The organism is Myroides odoratus (assembly GCF_965118575.1).
Taxonomy (GTDB): Bacteria; Bacteroidota; Bacteroidia; order Flavobacteriales; family Flavobacteriaceae; genus Flavobacterium; species Flavobacterium odoratum_B.
In genome coordinates this window covers 70,857-83,431 of sequence record NZ_CBCPHW010000012.1, presented here as the reverse complement: position 1 = coordinate 83,431, position 12,575 = coordinate 70,857, and the positions used below count along the sequence as shown (strand labels likewise).

The 12,575-nt window shown below is 35.2% G+C and carries 8 protein-coding genes; 1 reads left to right on the top strand and 7 read right to left on the bottom strand.

Translation table 11 applies throughout. The annotated features are described in order from the left end of the window. Positions 1–47 precede the first annotated feature (47 nt). Complete coding sequence (locus ACMHJ2_RS11355) at positions 48–773, top strand: hypothetical protein (RefSeq protein WP_413512974.1); 726 nt, start codon at positions 48–50, stop codon at positions 771–773. A gap of 111 nt (positions 774–884) precedes the next feature. Here ACMHJ2_RS11355 and nagB read toward each other — a convergent pair whose 3' ends face one another. From nagB to ACMHJ2_RS11320, 7 genes are all read right to left on the bottom strand, one after another. Further along, complete coding sequence (nagB, locus tag ACMHJ2_RS11350; RefSeq protein WP_413512973.1) at positions 885–1,649, bottom strand: glucosamine-6-phosphate deaminase; 765 nt, start codon at positions 1,647–1,649, stop codon at positions 885–887. 289 nt (positions 1,650–1,938) lie between these two features. Continuing rightward, a complete protein-coding gene (gene ggt / locus ACMHJ2_RS11345; RefSeq protein ID WP_413512972.1) occupies positions 1,939–3,615 on the bottom strand; it encodes a gamma-glutamyltransferase in 1,677 nt (558 codons plus the stop codon). Between the two features lie 201 nt (positions 3,616–3,816). Then, a complete protein-coding gene (secDF, locus tag ACMHJ2_RS11340) occupies positions 3,817–6,810 on the bottom strand; it encodes a protein translocase subunit SecDF (RefSeq protein WP_413512971.1) in 2,994 nt (997 codons plus the stop codon). A gap of 139 nt (positions 6,811–6,949) precedes the next feature. After that, positions 6,950–7,885, bottom strand: coding sequence for a malate dehydrogenase (locus ACMHJ2_RS11335; protein ID WP_413512970.1), 936 nt, complete (start codon positions 7,883–7,885; stop codon positions 6,950–6,952). Between the two features lie 81 nt (positions 7,886–7,966). After that, positions 7,967–9,907, bottom strand: coding sequence for a DNA topoisomerase (ATP-hydrolyzing) subunit B (gene gyrB / locus ACMHJ2_RS11330; protein WP_413512969.1), 1,941 nt, complete (start codon positions 9,905–9,907; stop codon positions 7,967–7,969). A gap of 254 nt (positions 9,908–10,161) precedes the next feature. Further along, entirely contained in the window at positions 10,162–10,611 is a 450-nt protein-coding gene (locus ACMHJ2_RS11325) for a hypothetical protein (protein ID WP_413512968.1), read from the bottom strand. 156 nt (positions 10,612–10,767) lie between these two features. Beyond that, positions 10,768–12,570: a TonB-dependent receptor gene (locus ACMHJ2_RS11320; RefSeq protein ID WP_413512967.1), complete on the bottom strand. Its 1,803-nt coding sequence runs from the start codon at positions 12,568–12,570 to the stop codon at positions 10,768–10,770. Positions 12,571–12,575 lie beyond the last annotated feature (5 nt).

The window sequence follows — 12,575 nt, the reverse complement described above, 5'->3', positions numbered from 1 at the left end:
AATATTTAATTTTAAATCTTTGTAGTAGGTTTTAAAATAGGAAAAGGATGTCAACTACAGCTAACTTAAACTCAATTTGGAATTATAGATCTCCTAAAAAAAGGTTTTGGGATCTGTTTTTATTTTGGAAATCTCCAGCCAAAAAAAAGGCAAAAATTCCAACTCCTGCTCATATTACCAAATATTGTAAAGGACTTGAATTGCAGGGCAAGAGAATAAAATCCATTCTCTATTCCACCGATTTAGCGCTAATTGAGAATAATGATGCGGATGCTTTATTAGCGGTTTATCCCTTTACCCCTTCTTTAAACATTATCAAAACATTGATTGCTTTTTCAGATAAACCGGTTATTTGTGGAATTGGTGGTGGCCTAACTCAAGGGGATTTTGCGATAGAAATAGCGATAGAAGCTCAACAATTAGGTGCAGCAGCCGTTATTGTAAATCAGCCCTTTAAAAATGAAGATATTACCAAACTAAAACCCCATTTAACCATACCTATTATCTCGAGTATTTCGACTTTAAATCTTGATTTTGATGCGCGTATTCAAGCAGGTGTTTCTTGTTTCAATATAACGGGAGGTGCAAATACCTTGGAAATTGTAGCACACCTACAACGCAACTATCCGGATTTTCCTATTATATCAACGGGAGGAAAAACTTTTGATTCGTTACAAAACATCGTAAATAAGAAAATTAGTGCAGTTATATTAACTCCTCCTTCGAATGCAGAACTCTTTCGAACGATTATGGATACGTATAGACAAGCATAAAAAATGCGGGATCTACAAATTGGATTCTATAAAAAAGTAAAAAAGGTAAAATTTAATTTAAAATCAAATTTTACCTTTTTTACTTTATGTTTATTTTATTTCGTTTCACGCTTAAAGCAAAGAAGCTGCTTTTTCATCTAAAACATATTCTACATGTTCTAATTGCTGTAAGAAAGTAGCAGGAACTGCTGCAGAAATCTCTCCTTGGATTGCCTTTTGAATAATTTCAGCTTTACGCTCACTCAAGGCAACTAAAAATATTTTTTTGGCTTGAACAATGGTTTGAATTCCCATGGTAATGGCTTGTGTTGGCACTTTATCTCTCCCGCCAAAATCATCGGAAGCGTCTTCACGCGTAATATCATCTAAGCTTACTAATCGAGTAATTGAATCCTGTAGAGAACCGGGTTCATTAAATCCGATATGTCCACTGCGACCAATACCAAGAAGTTGCACATCTAGTCCTCCTAAATCAACAATCTTTTTCTCATACAACTCACAGTATACTTTTATAGCCTCTACGGACAAAGTACCATCGGGAATATGAATTTGGTTAGTGGGAATGTCAATATGGTTAAATAAATTCTGTTTCATAAAAACCACATAACTTTGCTCTTCCACCGGGTGCATGGGATAATATTCATCTAAGTTAAAAGTAACTACGTTTTTAAAACTCAGTCCTTCATTTTGATGTAAACGCACAAGTTCTTTATATACCCCTTTGGGAGTAGATCCTGTTGCTAAACCTAATATAGCAAGATCGCCTTTCTCTTGCTTTGTCTTAATTATTTGTGCAATTTTATCTGCTACATAGCTAGATGCATCATCTGCATTAGCATAGACTTTAATGGCTCGTTGTAAAGAATGTTCTAGCACTTTATTATTCGTTCAATGGTTGATTGACTTTATGCGTATTTCAACACTTTTTAGTCGATTTATCTTTTTGCATATCAAAAATACAAAATTAAAAAATACTTCGAGCTTTTTTTTTGGCAAACCCCTATAAATAGTTGTTTACACACGATAAAACTGTTTTTAAAAAATATAAAATAACCCAAATAAAGGGGCTACTACTTTTGTCTAAAAAACGCTTAGCAAATAGGTTTTAAATTTCATTTAAAAGTAAATAATTCATTAAACCTATTACACTTAGAAAAGCAATCTTTTAGTACCCTTTTGCTACATCATCTCCTCTTGAATCAGCACCAGCTTGATAACTTCCATCTGCATTGATTAAAATTCCCTCCACTCTACCATAGGATTTGCGTTCTTTGAGTACATAACCCTTTTTTTGCAATCGTTTTCGAATCGTTAAATCAATAGCTTTGGGTTCATAATCTATGCAATCAGGTAGCCATTGATGATGAAAACGAGGTGCATCTACAGCCTCTTGCATAGTCATGTCAAAGGCAACAACATTTAAAATAGTTTGAAATACAGATGTGATAATCGTAGACCCTCCTGGTGTTCCCACTACCATATACAACTTTCCGCTTTTTTCAATGATTGTTGGAGTCATGGAACTTAACATGCGTTTATTACCTTCAATCGCATTTGCTTTCCCTCCTACTAACCCATACATATTAGGTGTTCCTGGTTTGACAGAAAAATCATCCATTTGATTATTCAGCAAAAAGCCCGCACCGCCTACAATAACTTTAGAACCATAGGAATCGTTCAGTGTAGTTGTTGCAGATACCGCATTGCCCCATTGATCTACAATAGCATAATGTGTCGTTTCTTCACTTTCATATCCTTTAAATTCTCCAGCCTGAATCGCGCTACTTAAAGTTGCCTTATCAAAATTCATCGAGGTCATACGCTCGACATTATATGCTTTGTTTATTAACTGTGCTTGTGGAACCTTCCAAAAATCTGGATCTCCTAAATGTACTGCACGATCTGCATAGACCCGTCTTTCGGCTTCTACCATGACCTGTATGGTCTTTTCTGCTTGAAATCCCCATTCGTTCAAAGGAAATGACTCTATGGACTGAAATAATGCAAGTAAAGCTATTCCACCGCTACTTGGCGGCGGCATAGAAATAATTTTCAAGCCTTTATATTCACCAACAATTGGCTTTCGCCAAATCGCCTCATAGTGCTTTAAATCCTCTAAAGTCATCATCCCATTGCCACGTTTCATTTCTTCAACAATAAGCATAGCTGTATCTCCTTCATAAAATCCTTTTCTGCCTTCTTTTTGAATTCGCTTTAACGTACGAGCTAGCTCAGATTGAACAAATAAATCTCCTGCTTTCCACACAGCTTTGCTGGTCATAGCCGTTCCTTGCGTACTGTATTTTGCAAATACGTCGTGGTACTTTGTAATTTCATTGGCTTGTCGTTCTGTTAATAAAAAGCCCTTTTCAGCCAAATCAATAGCGGGTTGAACTAACTCTTCCCAAGCCAAAGATCCATACTTTTCATGTGCACTAACCATACCCGCAACTGTTCCTGGTACGCCACTAGCCAAGCCCCCTTTCATACTCAATTCAGTTATAGGAGAACCATCTCCTGTCCAATACATATTTTCTCTTGCTTGAGCAGGTGCTTTCTCTCTATAGTCCAAAGCATCTATAGCTCCATCTGTACGGCGGTAAACCATAAAACCGCCTCCGCCTATATTTCCTGCATTTGGATAAACAACAGCCAATGCTAATTCTACCGCTACAGCAGCATCAATTGCATTACCTCCTTTTTTTAATATCTCTACGCCAACCTGACTCGCTTCAGGATGAGCAGATACAACTACTCCATTCTTATAAAAATTAGAAACCTGAGCATTTCCTTTTATAAAGAATCCTATTAAAACAAAAAGGACTATTCCAATTTTTCTCATTTAATTTTTTTTACAAAGTAACTTATTTTTCTGCTTTTAGATTCAGAAACCTATTATAAAATAATTAAATACAGTGTTAACTACAACTGCATTATTTAAAACCAAGTACTGGAATACCAGTTAAAATCATGAAATTAAGCCTAAAAAAAAGAGGGAGTAGTTTGACTACTCCCTCTTTACCTAGGTTAAACCTATTATTTTTTAAGCTTGAACTTCTAACGCTTCCTGCGCTTCTTTGTGCAATCTTTCAATTTCTTCTTTATCTTTTCTAGGCATCGTATCAACTAATACTGGCGTAGCTAAGAATAAGGATGAATAAGTACCTACAATAATACCTATCAACATAGCGAAGATAAATCCACGGATTGAATCTCCACCAAATACGAACATAATTAATAATACAAAAATTAAAGTCAATGATGTATTAATTGTTCTTGATAAGGTTGTATTTACTGAATCGTTTACAATCTTATTGAAATCTCCTTTTGTTTTACCTGCGATAAATTCACGCACACGGTCAAATACAATTACGGTATCATTCATAGAGTAACCAATTACTGTTAAAATAGCAGCAATAAAATGTTGGTCAATTTCCATATGCCAAGGCATAAACTTGTACGTTAAAGAATAAACTCCTAATACAAAGATTACGTCATGCGCTACAGATACAATAGCACCTAATGAATATTGCCATTTGCGGAACGAAATAATTAAGTAAACGAAGATAGCAGCCATTGAACCTAAAACAGCCCAGTATGCATTCTGTTTAACGTCTTTTGCTACACTTGGTCCGATTTTAGAAGCTTGAATAACACCAAATACTTTTCCATCTGCTGCATTAACGAATTCGTCGTAGCTAATATCTTTCGCGTAATATGGTTTTAATCCTTTGTATAACATTTCGTTTACTTCTTGATCTACCATAGCACCTTCTTCTTCCACTTTATATTTAGTAGTAATCTTCAGCTGTTCTTTGTTACCAAAAACTTTTGCTTCAACACTAACACCAAATACTTCGCCTAACTTTTCACTTACATCATTTGCAGAAACTTCTTTGTCAAATTTCACTTGGAAAGTTCTTCCTCCTACGAAATCTGTTCCTTCATCAAATCCATTGATAAAGAATGAAGCAAAAGAAACTACAACAATTACAGCAGAAAGACCATAAGTTGCTTTCTTCATTTTCAAGAAATCAAAGTTGAAATTTGAAAACCAGTTTTTCGTAATTTTTGTTGAGAAAGCTAAGGTTCTACCCAATTTCACATCTCTATCCATGAAGATTCGAGCGATGAAAATAGAAGTAAATAACGAAGTAGCAATACCAATTAATAATGTAGTTGCAAATCCTTTAATCGGGCCTGATCCAAAAGCAAACAAGATAACTCCCGTTAATATATGTGTAACGTTTGCATCAACGATTGGTCTCATGGCACCGTGCCAACTATACGATTCTTTAATTGTATCAGCAAGACTCATACCCTTTCGCAAACATTCTTTGGCACGTTCTGAAATAATAATATTAGCATCTACGGCAGTACCCATTGTTAAAACGATACCTGCAATACCAGGCAAAGTCAATACAGCACCTAAACTTGCTAAAATTCCAAACATGAACAATAAGTTAGCTAACAAAGCAACGTTTGCATACCAACCTGCTCTACCATAGTAGAAAGCCATCCATAACCAAACCACAATTAAACCAGCAATTGCAGATAGCATACCTGCATCAATTGCTTGTTGTCCTAAGGATGGTCCTACGATTTCCGATTGAACGATATCTGCACCTGCAGGTAATTTACCCGCACGTAAAATATTCGCTAAATCTTTTGCATCGGCAACAGAAAAATCACCAGAAATAGATGATCTACCTCCAGAAATTGCTCCATTTGTTACACCTGGTGCAGAATAAACTACATTATCTAAAACGATCGCTATATTTGAACGCTCAGTGAATGCTTTACCTGTTAATTCTTCCCATATTTTAGCTCCTTTTGGGCTCATTGTCATTCCAACAACTGGACGACCGAAGTTATCATACTCGTCTTGTGCTCCTGTTATAACGCTTCCACTTAAAGGAGGAATTCCTTCGCGGTTTGTTTTAAGCGCATACAACTCAACAACATCCGGTGCTTTTTTACTTGGTTTACCCCAAACAAAACGAGCATATTTTTGATCTGCAGCTAATAGATTTCTTACGTCTGGACGCTTTAGTAATCCATTTACTTTAACTGTATCCTTGGTTTGTACGTATCCCAAAACAGGGCTACCTTGCTGTCCACCACCAACAAATAAACTGAATAACGGACCTAAATCCTGTAATTGGTTTTCTGCTGTAGTATCTGCTTTAATACCTCCTAATAATGCTTCAACATCTGTTTTTATTGAATCTTGAGCTTGTTCAATCTCTTTTACATCTGGTTTAGCCGCTTTTTCAGTTGATTTCAAGTACTCATTAGCAGATGCTAAATAATTACCGATTTCTTCAACTTTATACGTTTCCCAAAACTCTAATTGAGCAGTACTTTGTAAAAGATTCTTGATACGATCTACATCCTTTGCACCTGGCAACTCAACTAAAATACGTCCTGTATCTCCAAGCATTTGAATATTCGGTTGTGATACACCAAATTTATCAATACGCTCTCTGAATACGCGGTACGCACTTTCAATAGATTCTTTTACTTTTTTGTCTAAGATACCCTTTACTTGGTTATCTGACATTCCTACTGTAATCTCACTTAAATTTCTGTTTGCAAAAATATCTCCAGAAGCTAATTTTACACTCCCTTTTGATTCTTTCTCAAAAGCAGTATAAAACGCATCAAGGTAACTTTGATTACCTTGTCTCATTCCCTCAGCCTCTGCTAATGCTTTATTAAAAACAGCATTCTTAGAATTATTTGCTAAACCTTTAAGGATATCTTTAATAGAGATTTGTAACGTAACGTTAATACCCCCCTCTAAATCTAATCCTTTGTTGATTTGTTTAGCTCTTACTTCATTAAATGTCTGTCCTAAAAAAACTGTCTGATTACCAATTGAGTCTAAATAGTGTAATTCTTTATCAGAATCTCCGTTAGCAAAAGCTTTCGCTTTGTCCTCATAATGGCTCGTAACAAAGGTGAAAGACAACTGGTAGATACTTACCAGAGCAAAAATTATTGCAAAAAATTTAACAAGTCCCTTGTTTTGCATTATTACTAAAAATTAATTAATTATTTTTTTAAAACGAGCAAATATAAAATATGATGGTAGATTAACCAATTCTTTTAGCAAGTTTATCGCTAAAAAGAAACGATTTTCTTTTTTATTTACTCAACGTGTTATAATTTTTTTATAAAAGTATGTTATGAAGTTCTTTATTTACCTCTTTAATAGCTTCCGCACTTTTGCTAAATTGTTCCTTTTCTTCTTTATTTAAAGCGATCGTTACAATTTCTTCTACTCCGTTTTTCCCTATAATACAAGGAACTCCGATGAAGATATCTTGTTCGTTATACTCTCCTTCTAACAAAGTTGCACAAGGAATTAGTTTTTTTCTATCATGAAGAATACTATCAACCAAATGCGCAACTGCCGCGCCTGGAGCATACCAAGCAGAAGTTCCCAATAACTTAGTCAAAGTGGCACCGCCAACCATGGTTTGTTTCACAACCTCTTGTTGATCCTCTTCAGACAACAATTGAGTTACAGGTATTCCTTTATATGTTGCTAAACGAATTAATGGAATCATTGTTGTATCCCCGTGACCTCCAATTACCATCCCTTCGATATCTGCTACGGGTTTGTCTAATTTTTGGCTTAAAAAATATTTAAAACGAGCAGAATCCAGAGCACCACCCATTCCAATAATTCTATTTTTAGCTAAACCTGAAATTTTCAAGGCAGCCAAAGCCATAGTATCCATAGGATTCGTAACAATTACAAAGATAGCATTCGGAGAAACCGTCAAAGCATTCTCAATAACACTCTTTACAATTGCTGTATTTGTTCCAATTAGTTCTTCGCGAGTCATGCCCGGTTTTCGAGGAATTCCAGAGGTAATCACCACAACATCGCTATTTACTGAACGCGCATATTGCTTGGTTACACCTTTTACAACTGTGTCAAACCCTGAGTTTGCAGCACATTGCATAATATCCATCGCTTTTCCTTCAGCTAATCCTTCAGCAATGTCCACAAGGACTACTTCACTAGCTATTTGCCTAAATGCGATAACTTCAGCGCATGTAGCACCTACGTTACCAGCTCCAATTACTGATACTTTCATAATTAATGGCTTTAATTTTTTTTGTTAAACAAAAAAAAGGCCAAAGCAAATATGCTTGACCTTTTATTTAGATATTTTCAATTAAGCATCGATTTTCGCATAAGTTGCGTTTTTCTCAATAAATTCTCGACGAGGCGGAACCTCATCTCCCATTAACATAGAGAATACTAAATCTGCTTCTTTTAAATCGTCAATTCTCACTTGTCTCAAAATACGATGCTCTGGATTCATTGTCGTTTCCCACAATTGTTCTGCATTCATCTCTCCAAGACCTTTGTATCGTTGTACACTTGATCCACTTCCCATTTCTTCCATCAAATTGAGGCGCTCTTCATCGCTCCAAGCATACACTTTACGTTGTCCTTTTTTCACCATAAACAAAGGTGGAGTTGCAATATAAACGTGTCCATTTTCGATTAATCCGCGCATATAACGGAAGAAGAAAGTTAAAATAAGTGTTGCGATGTGGCTACCGTCCACATCGGCATCACACATGATTACTACTTTATGGTAACGCAGTTTTTCTAGGTTTAACGCTTTGCTATCTTCTTCAGTTCCCATAGTAACTCCTAAAGCAGTAAAGATATTTTTAATCTCTTCACTTTCGAAAACTTTGTGTCCCATTGCTTTTTCAACATTCAAAATCTTTCCTCGTAAAGGCAAGATGGCTTGAAAGTTTCTATCTCTTCCTTGTTTGGCAGTTCCACCTGCCGAGTCACCCTCCACAAGGAATACCTCACATTTTTTTGGATCTTGTTCAGAACAATCGGATAATTTTCCAGGAAGTCCTCCTCCGATCATTACCGTTTTGCGCTGTACCATCTCACGTGCTTTCTTCGCTGCATGTCTCGCTTGAGCAGCTAAAATCACTTTTTGAACAATAATTTTAGCATCATTTGGATTTTCTTCCAAATAATTTTCCAACATTTCTGCAACCGCCTGACTTACAGGAGATACAACTTCACGGTTTCCTAATTTCGTTTTGGTTTGTCCTTCAAATTGCGGTTCCATTACTTTAACAGAAATAATAGCTGTTAAACCTTCACGGAAATCATCTCCGCTAATTTCAAATTTCAATTTATCTAGCAATCCAGAGGCATCTGCATACTTTTTCAGTGTACGCGTTAATCCCATACGGAATCCTTGTAAATGAGTTCCTCCTTCGTGTGTATTAATATTATTTACATAAGAATAAATATTCTCTGAATAGGTATCGTTATAAACTAAAGCTACCTCAACAGGGACATCGCCTTTCTCAGATTCCATCCAAATCACCTCATTAATAATAGGTGTACGGTTACCATCTAAGAATTTGATAAACTCTTTTAATCCTTCTTTTGAAAAGAATACTTCGTTTTTCTCTTCTCCTTTTTCATTTACTTCACGCGCATCAGTCAAGTTAATGGTCAATCCTTTATTTAAAAAAGATAATTCACGCAAACGAGAAGCTAATATATCATACGAATATTCTAAGGTTTGAGTAAAGATCGTTGGATCAGGCTTAAACATTACGGTTGTTCCTCTCTTATCCGTTTCACCAATAACTTTTACAGGATATAAAGCTTTACCGTGCGAATACTCTTGTTCATACACTTTACCATCGCGGTAAACCGTAGCTCTTAATAAATCAGATAAAGCATTCACACACGATACACCTACCCCGTGTAAACCTCCCGAAACTTTATAAGAGTCTTTGTCAAATTTTCCTCCTGCACCAATCTTAGTCATAACAACCTGTAAAGCAGATACACCTTCTTTTTTGTGTATATCAACAGGAATACCACGACCGTTATCTTCTACTGTAACAGAGTTATCTTTATTAATAATTACATTGATTGTATCACAATGCCCAGCTAATGCCTCATCAATAGAGTTATCTACTACCTCATATACAAGGTGGTGTAATCCACGCACTCCCACATCTCCAATATACATCGATGGACGCATTCTTACATGCTCCATTCCTTCTAGTGCCTGAATACTATCGGCTGAATAATTTCCCTTATTTACTTCTTGGCTCATAATAATTTTCTAAAATAAGTAACGTACAAATATAGGTTTTTTAAAACGATTTATCAACTTCTCAGCTTCATATCTCAAGGTTTTTCCTATTTAGAATAAACATTTTTGATACAAAAATCGAATTCTCAAATTACAATATAAATCTGTCTTTTCACAATAAAGCAGCTGTTTTTTTTATGCCTTACAGTAGCTATAAAAAAAACAGGTGTAAACTTTCGCTTACACCTGTTTATATCTCGTTTTTCACTTTTTCCTTATTCCAAAAAGTTAACCGTAAATTCACAATTATTAAAAGAAAAAGAATCATATAACTTCCGTCCTACTAACGCTTTTGCAATGGGAGCATCCATAGATACGCCTAGTACAGATATTTCATCCACTGTAACCTTAGGCAATGCGGCTGCCAAAAACAGATAAACTGTATTGACTTTTACCACACATCCAAATTCTACAACCTCTGAATTTCTATTTTCATCTATTCGTTTCACGACCTCTCTTAAGTCGAGGCTCTCTTGAATTTTTTTCGTTATGTTTTCTTGTTCTAGATGCATCATAGACAAAGCCGTTTCATGCTTGTCTCCTGCTGAGCTTTTCGCATCTGACTGAGCATCAGCTGCTAAATCCTCTACAATGCCGCGAAGAGCTTCTATCTTATCATCTAAGCGCTGTAGAAATGTAGTCTTTAGTTCTTGTTTTAGTGTCATTTTTAATTTCTTAAAGTACCTTTTTATCGGATCTGTTTTGTTGTTTGTTTTACAAAAATAATCCAATAAACGATGAAAAAAAATTAAAAACCATAAATAAAACTGCTTTAACCCAAAAATATGTGACTTTTAACAGTAATTAAGTTGAAATTATTCTCAAAAATCGAATTTATAGATAGCTCCGCCCATAATCTGCACACCTTGCGATTTAATACTCCCCCATTGATTATAGGTCTCATCTAATAAATTATCTCCTTTTAAGAAAACAGTCCAATTTTTTGTAGGTCTAAATCCAACTTTTAAACTTAAATCAACAAATCCATCTACTTTTCTAATCATCGATACAGGATCAGTAGTCCCATTCACTAGGTTATCTTGGTTAACAAATAAGTCTTTTCGCTCGCCAACGTACTGCAAATCCATCGTTGAAAACCATTGATCTGTAAAATTAATTAATGCATCAGCACCTACTTTTATCTTCGGCAATCCCCAGGCTTCTGCAGTATTTGAATCGTAGTTATTATATTCTCCTCGAATGCCCAAAAGCAAGGTTGAATCAATATCAAAACGCAACTCTCCAAACAAACTAAGTGTTTCCACTTCAGCATAAGCTACATTCAAAGCATTGCCATATAAATAACCTAGGCGATGAGGATTTGAAGCATAAGGCGTAGACACAAATAAAGCTTTGTCATTTTCTTTGAAATAAGAAGCTTTAACGTTATATGAAATGGTATGATCTAACTTTCCTTTCATTCCCACATAAAACTCATAAGTTTTATCCGTTGGTAACAACATCGCTTCTGGAGATACAAATGGATTTTGGTCTACAAAGTTTTTAAATGTATTTTGGGTTAAACGCCCGTCAATTCCCCCATAGGCAATTGCTAGGTTTGGTACTAGACTATATGAAGCTTTTACTTGTGGGTAAAAGTTAAAACTATTGTCCGAATTTCCACCGACTTTTCCATTGTTGTAATACAAGCCAACACCCAACTCTACAAAATAATCGTCTCCTTTTAATACAACACTTGGTTCTGCTCCGATATTAAAATGCTCATCACTAACTTTATATGTTGTTATAGCATCGGTATTGTAATTTAAAACACCATCCGTTTGTAAAAAATTTTGTTTTTTATAATCCGAACTTACATAATCAACTATTACATTTAATTTACCCGTAATACCTTGATCAAACGTTGTTTCTATTCTTGGTTTAAATACAAAATGATTTTCTTGTCTATTAAAATCATCACTAAAATTAGAGTAGTAAAGATCAATTCCCTTGATTGGCAAATCTTCAAAAGATACCGAACCATCTAAATAAATAGACTTATATTTTTGTTTTGGATTGATACTAACTATTGTATTTCTAGGAATAGCATATTCTAATTCCTCTTGCGGTAAGCCATACCAATTCAAAGTTTGATAAGACCCTCCAACTTCTGCATTCCATCCTATTTTCTTTTTTTGACCTGAGAAATTAATTCCAGCATGGGTCTTAGAGAAATTATCATCTAACAAAAGATTCTTAATTCCACCTTGAGAAGAAAAGTGATTTACAAAACCTGCTATATAGCTATCGGGATCGATTTGACTACTCAAAAACAATTCGCCATTGAGGTTTGTATAATTTCCTATAGCGAACAAAGCGTAGTTATCAAAACGCTCTAAATTGCGTTTAGCCTCTACTTTTGCTGCCTCTCCTTTTGTTGGAACAAAGGTAGATGCAACAGGAAATGACGTAATCGTATAAACAACTTCCTTCTTTTTGTTTTTTACATCTTCTTCTAAATTAGGCACTTCTCTTACCTTGAATGCTTCAGAAACAGTTGCATCGTAGCGTCTTACTACATCAATCACTTCTGTTCCTAAATCACTTTTATTTTTATCTTGAGCAACCGCTACACCAACGAATAAAACGCTTGATACAAAGGTTAATATTTTTATCTGCTTCATAATTA